Raw genomic sequence first — 17,315 nt, 5'->3', positions numbered from 1 at the left:
GCGTTATGAAATCCAAAACTCTAGTCCTGCTCTGTGCGCTGGCTTGGCCGGTGCTGGTCGTCCCAAACTTGGCGCGGGCCGACGACCTGCTGAGCATTTACGCGCAAGCGCTGGCAGCGGACCCGGTCTTGGCCGGCGCCAGCGCCAAACGCGGCGTGCAGCAAGAAGCCGCCACCCAGGCGCGCGCCGCGCTGCTGCCGCAGTGGAGCGCCGGCGTCGATCAAACTCACAGCAAACCTGGTGCCATCGACGGCACGCTCGTCAACAGCCGCATCAGCCAAAGCCTGCTGGACATCGGCCAATGGCGCAGCCTGGAGGCCGAAAACACCTTGCTGTCGGCCCAGGACGAACGCCTGCGCGCCGCCCAGCAAGACCTTTGCGCCCGGGTCGCCAACGCCTATTTTGGTGTGCTGATCGCCCAAGCCGGGCTGAACACCGCGCGGGCCAATGAGGCCGCTTTTGCCGAGCAGGTCAAGCAGGCCAACAGCCGCTTTGCTGCAGGCCTGTCTGCCCAGGTCGATGTGGACCAGGCGCGCACCTTCCACGAGTTGGTGCGCGGCAATATTTTCCAATCCGAGCAAAGCCTGGCCGATGCCAAGCAGGCCTTGGCGGAGATTACCGGCAGCCCGGCCGGCGACTTGGCCGCCTTGGCGCAAGATCTGCCGGCGCTGGCGCCACAGCCGCAAGACCCGCAAGCCTGGGTAACTCGCGCCTTGAGCGGCAACCCGCAATTGAAGGCCAGTGGTTTGGACCTTCGCGCCAGCGAGCGCCGCATCGAGGCCGCCCGCGCCGGCCATCTGCCCACGCTCAGCCTGGGCCTGGACAGCGATCGCCGCAGCCTCAATGATTCGGCAGGCGCTCGCACGGTCAACACCCTCGCGCTGAAACTGAACATCCCGCTGTTTGCCGGCGGCGCGACCCAGTCGCAGGTGCGCCAGGCCGGCTACCGGCGCGACGCGGCGCAAAGCGATCAAGAGTCCACCCGCCGAGCACTGATCCGCGAAACCCAAGCCCAGTACCAAGCCGTGCTGTCGGCGATGGCGCAGATGGACAGCAGCCGCCTGGCCGTCGCCGCTGCCAATCAGGCACTCGCTTCCACCAAGACCGGCCAAGCCCTGGGCCTGCGCAATATGACCGACCTCTTGCTGGCCATTCAAGCCCAGGCCTCGGCGCAAAACGCGCATGAACAAGCGCGCCACCGCTATGTGCTGGCCAAGCTGCTGCTCAGCGCAGCGGTCGGCGCACTCGATGCATCCGAATTGGCGGGCGTCAACCAATGGCTGCAAGCAAGTAATACCGAAAGGAAATCTTCATGATGCTCACTTATTACTTCGAGCTGGCGCTGCGCAGCTTCAAATCCTCGCGCGGGCTGACCGCGCTGATGCTCATCACCATCGCCATGGGCGTGGCCGCCTGCATGACGACGCTGACGGTGTTCCATGTGCTGTCGGGCAACCCGATTCCAGGCAAGAGCAGCCAGCTGTTCAATATTCAATTGGATGCCAATCCAATGAACGGCTACAAGCCCGGCGAAGAGCCCAATCTGCAACTAACCCGCTTCGACGCCGAAACCTTGCTGCGCGAGGCGCGCGCCGACAAGCAGGTGATGATGGCCGGCGGCAATATGGCGATCACCCCGCCACAAACCGGTCAGCAACCCTTCATCGCCAGGTCACGCAATACCTCGGCCGACTTCTTCGCCATGTTCGAGGTGCCGTTTCTGTACGGCCAGGGCTGGACGGCGGCCGATGATGCGGCCGAGGCCCGCGTGGCGGTGATTTCCAAGGCCTTGAACGAGCGCTTGTTCGGCGGTGCCGATAGCCGCGGCAAAACGCTGCGGGTGCGCGACAAAGACGTCACCATCGTCGGCGTGATGAACGAATGGCGCGTGGTGCCGCGCTACTACGACCTGACCAACGGGCCCTTCTCCAAGATCGACGAGATCTACTTCCCCTTCAGCACGGCGATGGCGCTCAGGTTCGGCATCTCCGGCAATTTCTCTTGCTGGGCCAGTCCTGCCGGTGGCAATGCCCGCGCCCTCAACGCGCCTTGTTCCTGGATTCAATACTGGGTCCAAGTCGACAGCCCGGAGAAGGCCAAGAACTACCTCGCCTATCTAAACCAATACTCGGACCAGCAACGCGCCAGCGGCCGCTTCGAGCGCCCCAGCAATGTGCGCATGCGGGACGTGATGGCCTGGCTCAAGCAGAGCCGAGTGGTGCCCGATGATCTTGGCCTGCAGCTCTGGCTGGCCTTCGGCTTCCTGGCCGTGTGTTTGACCAATACCGTGGGCCTGCAACTGGCCAAAGCGCTGCGCCGCTCGGGCGAGATCGGCGTGCGCCGCGCCTTGGGCGCGCCGCGCCGGCAGATCTTTGCGCAGTTCCTGGTCGAGGCCGGCAGTCTCGGTCTGCTGGGCGGCCTACTGGGCCTGTGCCTGACCTGGCTGGGCGTGCTGGCGGTGCGCAATGGCGCCAGCGAATACGCCGCCCAGATCCAGATGGACGCCTTGATGCTGGCCACCACGCTGGGCCTGGCCCTGGCCGCCAGCCTGGTCGCCGGCATCCTTCCCGCCTGGCGCGCTTGCCAGGTGACGCCGGCACTGCAATTGAAGTCTCAATAAAGACGGAATCATCAATATGGACATCCTGCCCATCCTCGCTACGCTGAAGCGCCACAAAACGGCGTCATTTTTGATCGTGCTGCAGATCGCCTTGACCTGCGCCATCGTCTGCAATGCGCTCTTCTTGATCATGCAACGCATTGAGAAGATCAATGAACCCTCGGGCCTGGCCGACTCGGAGATCGTTGCAATCCGTATGGGAGGCATCGGTCCGATCCAGAACGAGGACGCGTTGACCCGCGCTGATCTGCTGGCGCTGCGGGCCCTGCCCGGCGTCAAGGAGGCCACCCTGCTGAACCAGTTTCCCTTTGGCGACAATATGCAGATGAGCACCATGCGTCTGCAGCCGAAGTCGGATGGCAGCGGAGTCGATGCATCGCAGTATGCGGCCAGCGAAGGCTGGTTGAAAGCGACCGGCCTGCGCCTAGTCGCCGGGCGTGATTTTGAAGCCGGCGAGTACCAGAACCAATCCGATGTCGACAAGTCCGAAGACGCCAGCATTCCTGCCGTCATCCTCAACCGGGCGATGGCCAAGCGCATGTTCCCCAAGGGGGATGCGCTCGGCCAAGTCATCTACGGCATTGGCGAAAAGCCGATCCGCGTCGTTGGTTTGATTGACACCTTGGTTTCGGCCCAACCGGGCGGCAAAGATGAGGCGCTGAGCTACAACATGGTGTTCCCGATTCGCGCGAGCTTTCGCAGCGGCACCTACCTGCTGCGCACCGAGCCGGACAAGCGCGACGAGGTGTTGAAGGCGGCGGCCGTGGCGCTGGACAAGAGCGGGCCCAACCGGATCAAGTCAGAGAGCAAACGCCTGGAAGACTACCGTGAGCGCTACTACCGCCAGGACCGCAGCATGATCAACTTGCTGGCTGCAGTCTGCCTGGCCCTGCTGGTGGTGACGGCCTTTGGCATCGTCGGTCTGGCCAGCTTCTGGGTCCAGCAGCGCACCCGCATGATTGGCACCCGCCGAGCGCTGGGCGCCACCCAGGGTCAGATCTTGCGCTATTTCCAAACCGAGAATTTCATTCTCTCGACGCTCGGCATTGGGCTGGGCATGGTCGCCGCCTACGGCATCAGTCTGCTGCTGATGAAGAGCTATGAGCTGCCGCCGCTGCCCTTGTTCTTTCTACCGATCGGCGCCTTGATACTCTGGGGTCTGGGGCAACTGGCCGTCTGGGCGCCGGCGCGCCGGGCCGCGGCACTGCCACCGGTGGCGGCACTGCGGGGCGCTTGATTGTTATGCTCGCGCCCAAATGAAAACCGTTCTGATCATTGACGACAACCCCGGCGTCGGGGAGGCCCTTTCGCTGCTGCTGTCCCTGCACGATATGGCGCCGCTGTATGCGGCCAGCCCCGAGCAGGGCTTGTCTATGCTAGGGGCTGGCAACATCGACCTGGTGATACAGGACATGAACTTCACGGCCGACACCACTTCGGGCGCGGAAGGCGTGGCGCTGTTCCGGGCCATTCGCGCCAAGTATTCCGACCTGCCGGTGATCCTGCTGACCGCCTGGACGCGGCTAGAGGCCGCAGTGGAGTTGGTCAAAGCCGGCGCGTCCGACTATCTGGCCAAGCCCTGGGATGACAACAAGCTGGTTATCACGATTGGCAATCTCCTGGAGCTGTCGGAAACCTCGGCCGAGTTGAGGCGCAGTCGTCAAGAGCGTCGCAGCCGCCGCGAGGCCCTGGAGCAGCGATTCGACTTGGACGGGCTGGTGTTTGCCTCGGACGCGATGCTGTCAACCTTGGAGCTAGCAGCGCAGGTCGCGCGCACCGAATTGCCCGTCTTGGTCAGCGGCCCGAACGGCTGCGGCAAGGAGCGGGTTGCGGCGCTGGTGCACGCCAACTCGGCCCAGCGCAAAGGCCCATTTGTCGCCTTGAACTGCGGCGCCTTGCCGGCCGACTTGATCGAGGCCGAGCTATTCGGCGCCGACAGCGGCGCCTACACCGGCGCGCACAAGGCGCGCGAAGGCCGCTTTGAAGCCGCGCATGGCGGGACGCTGTTTTTGGACGAAATCGGCACGCTGCCGCTGGCCGGTCAGGTCAAACTCTTGCGGGTCTTGGAGACCGGCCGCTTCGAGCGCCTGGGCTCCAGCCGGACGCGCGAATCAAAAGTTAGGGTGATCAGCGCCACCAATGCCGACCTGAAGGCGATGGTGGCCGCCGGAACTTTCCGCGAAGACTTGTACTACCGACTCAATGTGTTCGAACTACGACTGAGCGCCTTGGCCGACAGGCGCGATGACATCTTGCCGCTGGCCGAGTTTTTTCTCGGCAAGGGCAGCGGAGCGCGCATCACTGACGCGGCCCGCAGCGCCCTGCTGGCGCACCCCTGGCCCGGCAATGTGCGCGAGTTGAAGAACGTCATGGCCCGCGCCAGTTTGCTGGCCGATGAAGGCAAGATTGAGCTCGGCCATCTGGGCCTGGCGAGCGCGGCCGCAGCGCCGGCCGCCACGCGCAATCTGGATGAGCCCAGCCGCGAAGCGGTGCTGGGGGCTTTGGCGACGGCCGGCGGCGTGGTCAGCCGAGCGGCTCAGGAGCTGGGCTTGTCGCGCCAAGCGCTGTACCGGCGTATGGAACGTTACGGTCTGGACACCGGCTGATGCGCGCACCCGGTCTGCAGACAAGGCTGAGCCTGGCGCTGCTGGCGGCGGCGCTGCTGGGTGGGCTGCTTCAAGCGGCTTTTTCTGCTCGGCCCTCGATGTGGCTTGTGGCCGGGCTGTTGGGCGGCCTTGCCTTGCTTTTGTTTTGCTTGAGCAGCGCCGTGCTGGCGCCGCTCAAACGGCTGTTGCGCGCACTGGAAGGCTCGGTGCTGAGCTACCGGGACGGCGACTTCAGCATGTCGCTGGCAGCGCCCTCAAGCGGTCAGCCGCCCGAGCTGGCCGAATTGCTGCGTCTGCATAACGAATTAGGCCTGGCGCTGCGCGAGCAACGCCAGCTGCTTGCGCAGCGGGAACTGCTGCTCGACACCGTGGTGCAAAACACGCCCGTCGCCATGCTTTTATGTACCCAGCAGGGGCAAGTCAGCTATGCCAATATCGCTGCGCGCCAATTGCTGGCCCAAGGCCGCAGCTTGGCCGGCGCCGAGCTGGATGAACTGCTGAGCCATGTCCCGCCAGCCCTGGCGCAGGCGCTGCGCAGCCAGCAAGATCAGCTGGTCAGCGTGCAAGAGATGGACCAGGAGGAACAGTTTCACATCTCCCAGCGCATGCTCTTGCTGCAGGGCCAAGCCCACCGGCTGCTCTTAATCAAACGCATGACGCGCGAGCTGTCGCGCCAAGAAGTCGCCAGCTGGAAGCGGGTGATCCGGGTCATGAGTCATGAGCTGAACAACTCGCTGGCGCCAATCTCATCGCTGGCGCACAGCGGCGCAGAGCTGGCGCGGCGTGGCCAGATCGAGCGGCTAGAAGGCGTGTTCAAAAGCATTGGCGGGCGCGCCAGCCATTTGCATCAATTCCTGTCCGGCTATGCCAGCTTTGCCAAGCTGCCGCTGCCGCAGCCAACGACCGTTGTGTGGGCAGACTTTCTGGCCGGCCTGAGTGCCCATTGTCAATTCAAGCTGGAAGCTAGCCCGCCCACTGAAGCCGGTTACTTTGACGCCGCGCAGATCGAGCAGGCGCTGATCAATCTGATCAAGAACGCGCATGAGGCCGGCGGGCCGGCGGATGAGGTCAGCCTGAGCCTGCGCCAGGAGCAGGCAACGCTGGTGCTGACCGTGGCCGACCGCGGTCCCGGCATGAGCGAGACGGTCTTGGCGCAAGCGCTGCTTCCTTTTTACTCAACAAAACGTAAGAGCCAGGACGGAGGGACCGGCCTAGGCCTAGCCCTGGCGCGCGAGATCGCCGAAGCACATGGCGGACGCATCACATTGGCCAAGCGCAGCGGCGGCGGCGGTTTGAGCGTCAGCCTCATGCTGCCGACCCGGCAAAGCGCATGATGTTGACTTGTGTTTGATTTATTGGGCGCTATCCTTCGCCTTGTCACCCGCAGCCCCAATACCGTCCGCTATGCAAGCCGATATTGATTTATCCACCGCCAGCCGCGCCGCCTTGGAGCAGGCCCTGGCACAAGCGGCCACCCAGCCCCGGACGCCGGCGCTGACGGCTTCTTTGAGCGCCTGCTATTTGCGCTTGAGCGAGCTGTGCGAGCAAGCCCGGGACTTCGAAGCGGCGCTGCAGCATTACCGGCGCTTTCATCAGCTCAGCCTGCAGGATCAAGGCACGGCTTTGCTGGACCGCGCCACGCTGCTGCAAAGCCTGAGCGAGTTGGCGACCCAGCCGTTGCGGCTGGGCGCCGGTTTATGTCTGGTGGCCCTGGAGGCCGACGGCAGGGCCGATGGCGCCAAGTTACAAGCGCAGCTCGCCGACTTGCTGCGCCGTCAATGCCGACCCGAAGATTTGATCGCTCACCAGGGTCGTGGCGCCGGCCATGGACTCTTGCTGGTTTTGAGCGATGTGGACCTGGCTTCGGCGCGCAAGGTCTGCGAGCGGGTTCGCTCTGCTTGGCCCAAGCAAGGTGCCGGCGCCAGCCTCAGCATGGGCTTGAGCGCCTGGCGCGGCCCAAGCGACGAGCTCGCCCGCCTGCTGGAACGAGCAGAAAGCGCGTTGGCCGCAGCGCAGCGCGGCGGGGGCAACTGCTTGCGTAGCGGCTCGGCCTGATGAGCTGGCCTATTGAGGTCTATTGCGCCCCATGGCGTCCCTTTGCAATTGGCAGGGCTTTTTGCTCGCTCATCAAGCTTTGACTGCGGCCCGGCTGCGCCTACACTCAGGCGCTTAGCTGGCAAGTGTTTGCCTTTTGTGCGGTACTTGCTGAGTTTTCTGTGGCGACTCGCCATCCCCATTCCATCCCTGAGACATGAGTACACAAGCCGACTTATCCAAGCTGGCCATTGCCTTGGAATACGCCGACTTGGGCGCGGGCCTGTATCTGGCCGGCGGCAGCGATCACGCGGCCAAACTATTGGCCGCCGCTGCCGAGCAAGTGCTGGGGGATCTGGCGCGTCTGCTGGGGCCATCGGCCCACAACGACGAGGTGCAAACCTTGCTCGCCAAGATAGCCAAACGCTACAAGGCGGCGCCGCTGGAGCCCAACAACGCGCGCGCCAAACGGGGTGAGGGGCTTTCAGCCCTGGGCTTTGCGCAGCCGGGAGAGAAGGCGAGCGAGGAGACCCGCGAAGCCACCGCCGCCTATCTGCGCGCGGCTTGGTACACCTTGGAAGCGATGGGGCTGGACGCCATCGTGCCCCAGCGCCTGCAAAAAGCGGTCGATCAAAGCACCATCTACGCCAACCACGGCTGAAGCGCCGAAACAGCGTCTTTGTCGGCGCTAATCTCGTCGCCAAGCACAGAGAGCATCTGCTAGCATCAAAGCCAAGCATCAAAGCGGTGCAAAAGGAGCTTGCTATCAATACCGACCGCCGCCATTTCGCCCGCGTCGCCTTCGACGTCGAGGCCGAGTTGATCACCACGCAAGAACACCTGAAAGCCCAGGTGCTCGACCTGTCTCTTAAAGGTGCCTTGCTGAACCTGCCCGGCGCGACCGAGTTGGCGCTGAACCTGCCCTGCTTGCTCAAGGTGCGCCTGAACGACAAGGAAACCGTCATCGCCATGGCCGGCGAACTGGCCCATATCGAGGGCGAGCATGCCGGCTTTCTGTGTCGCAGCATCGACATCGAAAGCATCACCCACCTGCGCCGCCTGATCGAAATGAATCTGGGCGACGCATCGCTGGTAGAGCGCGAACTGGGCGCTCTGGTCAGCAGCTGATCAGGCCTGAATAAAGCGCCGCAGCGTCGCAAACGCGGCCTCGGGGTCATCGCGCCAAGCGCCGTGGCCGACGCCGGGGAAGCTGGCGAATTGTGCCCATTGCGCCGGCAAAGCCGCCGCAATGTCTCGTGCATCTTCAAGCGGGCAGACTGGGTCTTCCTCACCGGCCATCACCAACACCGGGCATTGCGCCCGCGCTAGCCCGGGCAAGAGGTCCATGCCCTGCTTTTCACCGCCGACAAAGTGCAAGAGGATGTCCTCACGCAGCAAGGTGCGCTGGCCGGCATCGGGGTCGCGCGGCTCGGTGCTGTTGTAGAGCTTGCGGCAACCGCTCCAATAAGCGGCCCATGAAGCCGGTGTCGGCTCGGTCCAGAACTTGTTGGCCAAATCCCGAGCCCGAGCGCCGCCGAGCTTTTCGAACATCGCCAGCTTGCGCGCCATCACCATATTCGGTGAGGTGCTGGACAGAATGATCTTGGACGCATGCTCGGGGTGGCGAGCCAGGTAATGCTGGGCCACGAAGCCGCCGAAGGACTGACCCAGCACGATAGGCTTGACGATGCCTAACGCGTCACACAAGCGCACCACGTCATCGGCCCAGGTATCCAGCGCCCATTCGGCGCGCGGCCGCTCGTCGCTGCGGCCATGTCCTCGGTGGTCGTAATAGATGATTTGCACCAGGTCGGCCAGCCGGCTGAAGATAGGCTTGAACGCGCTGTGATCAAACCCTGGGCCGCCGTGCAAGCAGATCAGCGTCGGCTTTTGACGCAAAGCGGGGCCGTCCGGCACCCACTCAGGACCTTCCACATCCACGAATAAACGCACGCCGCCGCCGATAGCTATCTTCATCGCTGCATCCTCGCCAGACAAAGGCGCAGTATGCAAGATAGCGCAGCGCTGTCGCCTAGAAGACCTGCATAGCAAGGCTCAGGCCACAAAATTCACACCAACCTTCGTCGATTGATTTGGAATAGAGAACCATGAGCGACACGCTAAAGACGCATTACCGCATCTGCCCTCTATGCGAGGCCTGTTGCGGGCTGGATCTTCAAACCCAAGGCGACAAGGTCATCAGCATCCGCGGCGCACAGCAGGATGTGTTCAGCCGCGGCTTTATCTGCCCCAAGGGCGTGTCACTGAAGGATCTGCACGAAGACCCCGACCGCCTGCGCCAGCCTCTGATCAAACGTGACGGACGCTTTGTTGAAGCCAGCTGGGACGAGGCGCTGGGCGAAGTGGCCAAGCGTTTGTTTCCGGTGATCGAACAATACGGCTCGGATTCGGTCGCCACCGTGATTGGCAATCCGGCCGCCCACAAGATCAGCCTCTTGAGCTACTTCCCGCGCTTGGCCCGTGCCCTGGGCACGCGCAATGTTTTCTCGGCCTCAACCCTGGACCAGATGCCCAAGCAGCTCTCCAGCGGTCTGATGTTCGGGCATTGGCTGTCAATTCCGGTACCCGATATCGAACGCTGCGATTGGCTCTTGATCCTGGGCGCCAACCCCATGGTCAGCAATGGCAGCCTCTGGACGGTGCCCGACTATCGAGGCAAGGCCAAAGCGATGCGCGCCCGTGGTGGCCGTATCGTCGTGGTTGACCCGCGCCGCAGCGAGACGGCAGCGGCGGCCGACGAGCATCTGGCGATCCGGCCGAACGGCGATGTTTTCATGCTCTTGGCCATGGTCAACACGCTGTTCTCCGAAGGTCTGGTGCGCACCGGCCGGCTAGGCGAACACATCAACGGGCTGGAGGAGCTGCGCGCTGCGACCGCTAACTTCACGCCCGAGCGCATGGCGTCTGGCTGCGGCATTGATGCAATCACGCTGCGCCGCTTGGCCCGCGAGTTGGCCGCCGCCAAATGCGCAGCGGTTTACGGGCGGATCGGCACCTGCACGCAGCGCTTCGGCACACTCAATAGCTGGTTGGTCGATGTGCTGAACATACTCAGCGGCCATCTGGATGCGCCCGGCGGCGCGATGTTCCCCAAAGCGGCGGCCTTCGCGGCCAATACCCAGGGCAAGCCCGGCAGTGGCCGCGGCATCAGCACCGGGCGGCGCAGCAGCCGGGTGTCCGGCGCGCCCGAGGTGTTTGGTGAATTGCCCATCACCTGCTTGGCCGAAGAAATCGAAACCGCCGGTGCCGGTCAGGTGCGCGCCTTGATCTGCATTGCCGCCAATCCGGTGCTGTCGACGCCCAACGGGCCACGCCTTGCCCGCGCGCTCGAGGGTCTGGGCTTCATGCTCAGCCTGGACATCTACCTGAACGAGACCAGCCGCCATGCCGATGTGATCTTGCCGGGGCTGTCGCCGCTGGAAGACTTGCATTTCGATGTGGCCTTTCCGCAGCTGTCCTTTCGCAACCACGCCCGCTTTTCCGGCCCGGTGTTTGCCAAGCCAAACGGGCAGCCCGAAGAATGGGAAACCCTGTTGCGGCTGACGGCCATGCTCGAGGGCAGCGATTGGCGCGCCGATTTGATCGAATTGGACGACGCCGCCATCGCGGCAGATCTGCAGCGTTTGGGGCCCGCCACTGCCGCTTCCCTGTCACAGCAACTCGCTGGCCTGCGCGGGCCGGAGCGCTTGATCGACTTGGCCTTGCGCACCGGGCCTTATGGTGGAGCCACAGAGCAAGACCTGACCCTCGCCAAGATCAAGGCAGCAGATGGCGGCATCGACCTCGGCCCTTTGCAGCCGCGCATCCCCGAGTTGTTGCGCACGCCGTCCGGCCGCATCGAGCTGGCGCCGCCTTCGCTGCTGGCGGATCTGCAATATGTCGACGCGGCATTGAGCTTGCCGGCGCCCGAGTTCAGCCTGATAGGCCGGCGTGATCTGCGTTCGGGCAATAGCTGGATGCACAACCTGCCGCTGCTGGCCAAGGGGCCGGAGCGCTGCACCTTGTTGATCAATCCGCAGGACGCCGCGCGCCTGGGTCTGCGCGACGGCAGCCAAGCCAAGCTCAGCAGCGACTTGGGCGAGTTGCAAGTGCGGGTGGCCTTGAGCCTGGACATGTCGGCCGGTGTGGTCAGCCTGCCGCATGGCTGGGGACATGACTTGCCCGGCGTGCGGATGGCCATCGCAGGCATCAAACCTGGCGTCAATCTGAATGCCTTGCTGAATGACAGCCTGCGCGATCCACTCTCCGGTAACGCTGTGCTCAGCGGCGTGGCGGTGAAGATTTGCGCGGCATGAGCCAGAGAAAACTCAAACTCCTCGACAAACCACTATCTTTCGTGTTACATTCACCGGATAGATACGCACAAGACCGTTTCTTCAAGGTCTTCAATCTGCAGCCCCGCCGTACGTACGCTTTATTCGTCGCGCTAGGCTCGCTTCAGTTTCAACTCCCCGTTTGACTGTTCTTGAGTGTTTCTGTCTTCGAAGGTCTCGCGTTGTCGCGAGCCGCGAAGTGTTTTTTATTTTGTTCAAAAGGAACACATCATGACAACAATGCAAACTGGCACCGTGAAATGGTTCGACGACGGCAAGGGCTTCGGCTTCATCACGCCTGAAGACGGCTCCAAGGATCTGTTCGCTCACCACAGCGAAATCCGCAACAACGGCGGTTTCCGCACTTTGGCCGAAAACCAAAAGGTTGAGTTTGAAGTCAAGCAAGGCCCTAAGGGTCTGCAAGCTTCGAACATCCGCGGCCTGTAAAAGCCCCGGTACGGCGCGCAAGCGCCGTCACTAAAAAGGGTTGGCGCGCAAGTGCTGACCCTTTTGTTTTGATTTACAAGTTTTGCCCGTTTCAAATTTGATCTCACCAGATCAAACGGTTTTGCCCCCAACAAAACCAATGCGCCCCATTGACCCACAATGCGCCGCAGTTTCACCTTGCCAAAATAATTACAAATCCAGGCAAGCGAATATCAAGGTCGGCCCATTGAGCCCGGCACCTGTCAAGCGCCCACCAAGCCAAGACCAAGCCATTACCGTCGTTTGAGGCCACGAAGACTCACGACCCCATGCGCGACCCCCGATCACGCAGTCAATAGAAAAACTCCCTTCGCCATATCGCGCCGCGACATCTGTCATGGCGCACACCTCTCTCGAAAAAAATGCAAACTAAAAACAGCATTGAGGTGGGCAAATATCTTGTCTCACCCATGATCAAACCCCAGGACGATGGCAGTTTTGCTGCGTCTGTTTCAATCCGCTCAGGTCGCGGCATGGCCAGCCATGACCGTGTGATGCGCTTCACCCCGCGTTTCATCAGCCAGCGCGCCGCGATGCGCTACGCCACGTCCGAAGGCTTGGCCTGGGTGCGCGCGCATTGATGCACGCGAACTCATAAGCCAATAAGAAAAGGCGCTCCGAGGAGCGCCTTTTTGCGTTCAAGCGGCCGGCAAGTTAGCTCTTGGCCAGGCCGCCGCCCAGCGCCTTGTACAACTGCACATTGTTCAGCAGCAAACCCAGGCGGGTCTGCAACAAGGCCTGTTGCGCGGCATAACTGGCACGTTGAGCGTCCAGAAGCTCCAGGCTGTTCGATGCGCCATTGGCAAACCGCAGCTCCACCAAGCGCAGCCGCTCAGCCTCGGCGCGCGCCTGCTCAAGCTGTGCCTGCGTTTGCTCCGCATAAGTGGCGCGGCCCGCCAAGGCGTCGGCTACTTCACGGAAAGCCTGTTGCACCGCCTTTTCGTACTGCGCGACAGCAATCGCTTGCGCCGCCTTGCTGGCTTCCAGATTGGCCTGATTGCGCCCGGCATCAAAGATCGGCATCAGCGCTTGCGCACCCAGACTCCAGACCGTGTTGCTGAACAGCTGCGACAACTCATTGCTGGCCGTCCCCAAGCTGTTGGTCAGGCTGATGGACGGGAAAAAGGCCGCCCGCGCTGCGCCGATATTGGCGTTCGCCGCGATCAGCAATTGCTCGGCCTGCAAGACATCGGGGCGTTTGATCAAGACCTCGGACGGCAGGCCGGCCGGCAGCTCGAACACCTGAGCCGCCGCCAATTGCTGGCCCTGAGCCATATCGCTCGGCAAGGGTTGGCCGAGCAAGAGCACCAGACCGTTCTCGCTCTGCTCGCGCTGGCGCTTGGCCTGTGCGAGGCTGGCGCGTGCAGACGCCGCAGCGGACTCGGCGGAGCTCAGGTCCAGGGCCGAGCCGGCGCCGCCGTCAAACTTCATGCGCGTCAAGCGCAGCGTGTCCTCACGGGCGGCCAAGGTCTGGCGGGCCAAGAGCAGGAGCTCCTGGTCGGCTTGCAGCGCCAGATAGCTGGAGGCCACGCCGGCCACCAGGCTGATCTGGGCTGCGCGGCCGCCCTCGGCGCTGGCCAGGTAACGCGCCAGCGCAGCGTCACTTTGGCTCTTCACGCGCCCGAACAAATCGAGCTCGAAGGCGCTGATCTGCAGGCCGGCTTGGTAGTTATTGCTGCTGCCGCCGCTGCCGTCCGTTTTGGGCTGCCGGTTGGCGCTAAGGCCGGCATTGACAGTCGGCCAACGATTGGCGTCAGCCACCCGCGCCAGCGCGCGCGCCTGCTCGACATTGAGCAGCGCCACGCGCAGATCGCGGTTGTTCTTGAGGGCGATTGCAATCAGCTCGCTGAGCCTGGCGTCGGCGGCGTAAAAGCTCTGCCAGGGCAGCTCGACCGCCGAAACAGAGGCCGAGGAGCTGCCTTCGGCATGAAGCCAGGTGGCAGCCACCGGCGCCGCCGGCGTCTTGTGCTCAGGCGCCAAAGACATGCAAGCACTGAGCAGCAGGGTTGATGCTGCCGCAATCAGACTGATTGAAAAACTTGGGCGAATCATGGTGCTTGCTCCTGAGTCGATGCTGGAGCCACGCCAGCGCCGAGATGATGTTGGGCGCTGAGCTGGCGTTGCCGCTCGGTGCCCGGGAAGATGCGCCGCACCACCAGGAAGAACACAGGCACGAACAAGACCGCCAAGACGGTGGCCGAGATCATGCCGGCCATCACGCCGGTACCGATGGCACGCTGGCTGGCCGAGCCCGCGCCGCTGGCGAACACCAAAGGCATCACACCCAGAATGAAGGCCATCGAGGTCATGATGATGGGCCGGAAACGCAGATGACAGGCTTGCAGAATCGATTCGATCAGCCCCAGCCCCTCGGCCTGCAAGTCCTTGGCGAACTCGATGATCAGGATCGCGTTCTTGGCCGACAAACCAATGATGGTGATCAGGCCCACCTTCAGAAACACGTCATTGGGCATGCCGCGCAGCGACACGCCTGCCAAGGCACCCAGCAGGCCCAGCGGTACCACCAGCAGCACAGCCAAGGGAATGGTCCAGCTCTCATACAGCGCGGCCAGGCACAAGAACACCGCCAGCAGCGAGAACACCAGCAGGATGGTCGCCTGGGAGCCCGAGAGCTTTTCTTCGCGTGACAGGCCGGTCCACTCATAGCCGATGCCGGCCGGCAGCTTGGCGATCATCTGCTCCAGCTCCTTCATCGCGTCTCCGGTGGATGAGCCCACAGCTGCATCTCCGGCCAGGCGCATCGCCGGGTAGCCGTTGTAGCGCACCGCCTGCATCTGACCGCTGGTCCAATGCGTGGCGGCGAAGGCCGACAGCGGCACGCTCTTGCCCAGGTTGTTATTGACATTGAGCTTGAGCAAGTCCTCGGGCTTCATGCGCGCGGCGGCCTCGGCCTGCACGATCACGCGCTGCAGCCGCCCACTGCTCGGGAAGTCATTGATATAGGCCGAGCCGAGCTGCGTGCCGATGACCGCCGCCACCGACTCATAGGCGACGCCCAGGGCATTGGCCTTGTCGCGGTCGATCTCGACCTGCAGCTGCGGTGCGTCTTCCAGGCCGTCCGGCCGCATGCCGGTGATGACCTTGCTCTTGGACGCCATGCCCATCAGCTGATTGCGCGCGTTCAGCAAGGCCTCGTGGCCCAGGCCGGCGCGGTCCTGCAAGCGCAGGGCGAAGCCGGAAGCCGTGCCCAGTTCTGGGATGGGCGGCGGCGAGAGCGGGAAGATGAAGGCATCACGCACCGCCATCATCGCGCCGAAGGCCCGCCCAGCCAGCGCCTGCGCGCTGTGCTCGGGGCCATGGCGCTCGCTCCAGGGCTTCAGCGGCACGAACACCAGCGCCGCATTCTGGCCCTGGCCCGAGAACGAGAAGCCGATCACGCCGACGGTGGCCTGCACCTCGGGTTGCTTGAGCATGAAGTCTTCCACCTGCTTGACCGCAGCCTCGGTGCGATTGGTGGTGGCACCCGGCGGCAGTTGCACATTGACGATCAGATAACCCTGATCTTCATTGGGCAGGAAGGAGGTCGGCATGCGCACATAGAGCAGGCCGACGACGGCGACCAGCGCCACATAAATGATCAGTACCCGGCCGCTGCGGCGCAGCAGCTTGGCAACCCAGCCCTCATAGCCCTTGGCGGTGCGCGAGAAGCCACGGTTGAACCAACCGAAGAAACCGGTCTTGGCATGGGCATGACCAGCCTGCACCGGCTTGAGCAGCGTGGCACACAGCGCCGGCGTCAGCGTCAACGCCATCAGCGCCGACAGCAGCATCGCCGCCACCATGGCGAGCGAGAACTGGCGGTAGATATTGCCGACCGAGCCGGCGAAGAAGGCCATGGGCACAAACACCGACACCAGCACCACGGTGATGCCGATGATGGCGCCGGAGATCTGCCCCATTGCCTTGCGGGTGGCCTCCAGCGGAGACAGCCCCTCCTCGTTCATGATGCGCTCGACGTTCTCGACCACCACGATGGCATCGTCAACCAGGATGCCGATCGCCAGCACCATGCCGAACAGCGTCAGCACGTTGATGGAAAAACCCATGGTCAGCATGATGGCAAAAGTGCCCAGCAGCGCGATCGGCACCACCAGGGTCGGGATCAAGGTGTAGCGCCAGTTCTGCAGGAACAGATACATCACCAGGAAGACCAGCACGATGGCTTCGAACAAGGTCGTCACCACCTGCTTGATCGAGATGTCGACGAACTTGGACGAGTCGTAAGGGATCTCGTAATTAACGTCCTCGGGGAAGTAGCGCTGCAACTCCAGCATGCGCGCCTTCACCGCATCGGCGGCCGCCAGCGCATTGCCGCTCGGTGCCAGCTGGATGCCGATGCCGGTGGATGGCTTGCCGTTCAGGCGCGAGTAGGAGCCATAGCTCTGGCCACCCAGCTCGATGCGGGCGACGTCCTTCAGGCGCACGCTTGAGCCGTCGGCATTGGCGCGCAGCACCACATTCTGGAACTGCGCAGCGCTTTCCAGCTGACCCTTGACCACCACGGTGGCCGACATGGTCTGCGTCGACAGATTCGGCAGATCGCCCAGCGTGCCGGCAGGCACCAAGGCGTTCTGATTGCGGATCGCGTTATTGACTTCGGACGGGCTGATATTGAAAGACAACATCTTGGCCGGGTCCAGCCAGATACGCATCGCCCGCTCGGTGCCGAAGAGCTGGGCCTGGCCGATGCCGGGCAGGCGCTGGATCTCGGGGATGATGTTGCGCGAGGCGTAATCACCCAATTGCACGGGATCCATGGTCCCATGCTTGGACGACAAGGTGACGAACAACAAGAAGTTGCTGCGCGCCTTGTCGATGCGCACGCCCTGCTGGACCACGGCCGAAGGCAGACGCGGCGAGGCGCGGCCCATGCGGTTCTGGATCTCGACCTGAGCCAAGTCGATATTGGTGCCGGGCTCGAAGGTCACGGTGATCGCACCGGTACCGTTGGCTTGGCTGACCGACTCCAGATAGGCCAGGCCGGGCGCGCCATTGAGCTCTTGCTCGATCACGGAAATAACGCTCTCGTCCAGCGTCTTGGCCGAAGCACCGGGATAGACGGTACTGATGACCAGCGACGGCGGCGCCACGGTCGGGTACTGGGCAACCGGCAGTTTGGTGATGGCGACAGCGCCAAACACCAAAATGAACAGCGCAATCACCCAGGCAAAAATCGGTCGATCAATGAAAAAACGTGCCATTGCGTGCCCCTCC

General features: G+C 63.2%; 14 protein-coding genes. 11 read left to right on the top strand and 3 right to left on the bottom strand.

What is annotated here, in order from left to right:
- Positions 1-5 precede the first annotated feature (5 nt).
- The 8 genes from PRZ03_RS09835 (at position 6) to PRZ03_RS09800 (ending at position 8,388) form a co-directional block, all read left to right on the top strand.
- On the top strand, positions 6-1,316 hold the full coding sequence (locus PRZ03_RS09835) for a TolC family outer membrane protein (protein ID WP_273600155.1): 1,311 nt from the start codon (positions 6-8) through the stop codon (positions 1,314-1,316).
- Positions 1,313-2,620, top strand: coding sequence for an ABC transporter permease (locus PRZ03_RS09830; protein WP_273600154.1), 1,308 nt, complete (start codon positions 1,313-1,315; stop codon positions 2,618-2,620). Before PRZ03_RS09835 ends, PRZ03_RS09830 begins: the two co-directional genes overlap by 4 nt.
- Positions 2,621-2,636: 16 nt before the next feature.
- Entirely contained in the window at positions 2,637-3,857 is a 1,221-nt protein-coding gene (locus PRZ03_RS09825; protein ID WP_273600153.1) for an ABC transporter permease, read from the top strand.
- Between the two features lie 19 nt (positions 3,858-3,876).
- On the top strand, positions 3,877-5,226 hold the full coding sequence (locus PRZ03_RS09820; RefSeq protein ID WP_273600152.1) for a sigma-54-dependent transcriptional regulator: 1,350 nt from the start codon (positions 3,877-3,879) through the stop codon (positions 5,224-5,226).
- On the top strand, positions 5,226-6,560 hold the full coding sequence (locus PRZ03_RS09815; protein WP_273600151.1) for a sensor histidine kinase: 1,335 nt from the start codon (positions 5,226-5,228) through the stop codon (positions 6,558-6,560). The genes PRZ03_RS09820 and PRZ03_RS09815 overlap by 1 nt, the downstream gene beginning before the upstream one ends.
- 70 nt (positions 6,561-6,630) lie before the next feature.
- Positions 6,631-7,281, top strand: a complete 651-nt coding sequence (locus tag PRZ03_RS09810) for a GGDEF domain-containing protein (RefSeq protein WP_273600150.1) — start codon at positions 6,631-6,633, stop codon at positions 7,279-7,281.
- A 196-nt stretch (positions 7,282-7,477) separates the two neighbouring features.
- Positions 7,478-7,921: a hypothetical protein gene (locus tag PRZ03_RS09805; protein ID WP_273600149.1), complete on the top strand. Its 444-nt coding sequence runs from the start codon at positions 7,478-7,480 to the stop codon at positions 7,919-7,921.
- Between the two features lie 86 nt (positions 7,922-8,007).
- The gene (locus tag PRZ03_RS09800; RefSeq protein ID WP_273600148.1) at positions 8,008-8,388 is read left to right on the top strand and encodes a PilZ domain-containing protein; all 381 of its coding nucleotides are present in this window, start codon (positions 8,008-8,010) and stop codon (positions 8,386-8,388) included.
- Here the strand turns inward: PRZ03_RS09800 and PRZ03_RS09795 are convergent, their stop codons facing one another.
- Positions 8,389-9,237 (bottom strand): alpha/beta fold hydrolase, encoded by an 849-nt coding sequence (locus tag PRZ03_RS09795; RefSeq protein ID WP_273600147.1) that lies wholly within the window; start codon positions 9,235-9,237, stop codon positions 8,389-8,391.
- A gap of 131 nt (positions 9,238-9,368) precedes the next feature.
- Here PRZ03_RS09795 and PRZ03_RS09790 point away from each other — a divergent pair, with 131 nt between their 5' ends.
- From PRZ03_RS09790 to PRZ03_RS09780, 3 genes are all read left to right on the top strand, one after another.
- A complete protein-coding gene (locus PRZ03_RS09790; protein WP_273600146.1) occupies positions 9,369-11,576 on the top strand; it encodes a molybdopterin-dependent oxidoreductase in 2,208 nt (735 codons plus the stop codon).
- A gap of 258 nt (positions 11,577-11,834) precedes the next feature.
- Complete coding sequence (locus PRZ03_RS09785) at positions 11,835-12,041, top strand: cold-shock protein (RefSeq protein WP_263534780.1); 207 nt, start codon at positions 11,835-11,837, stop codon at positions 12,039-12,041.
- 401 nt (positions 12,042-12,442) lie between these two features.
- Entirely contained in the window at positions 12,443-12,661 is a 219-nt protein-coding gene (locus PRZ03_RS09780; protein ID WP_263534709.1) for a hypothetical protein, read from the top strand.
- Positions 12,662-12,734: 73 nt separating this feature from the next.
- Here PRZ03_RS09780 and PRZ03_RS09775 read toward each other — a convergent pair whose 3' ends face one another.
- Together PRZ03_RS09775 and PRZ03_RS09770 are read right to left on the bottom strand one after the other, a co-directional pair.
- A complete protein-coding gene (locus tag PRZ03_RS09775) occupies positions 12,735-14,132 on the bottom strand; it encodes an efflux transporter outer membrane subunit (RefSeq protein ID WP_273600145.1) in 1,398 nt (465 codons plus the stop codon).
- Positions 14,129-17,302 (bottom strand): efflux RND transporter permease subunit, encoded by a 3,174-nt coding sequence (locus PRZ03_RS09770; protein ID WP_273600144.1) that lies wholly within the window; start codon positions 17,300-17,302, stop codon positions 14,129-14,131. The genes PRZ03_RS09775 and PRZ03_RS09770 overlap by 4 nt, the downstream gene beginning before the upstream one ends.
- Between the last annotated feature and the right edge of the window lie 13 nt (positions 17,303-17,315).

Source organism: Roseateles albus, from assembly GCF_028595345.1.
Lineage (GTDB): Bacteria > Pseudomonadota > Gammaproteobacteria > Burkholderiales > Burkholderiaceae_C > Paucibacter_A > Paucibacter_A albus.
The sequence above is the reverse complement of the archived record's forward strand: the minus strand, read 5'-3'. Positions and strand labels throughout refer to the sequence as shown.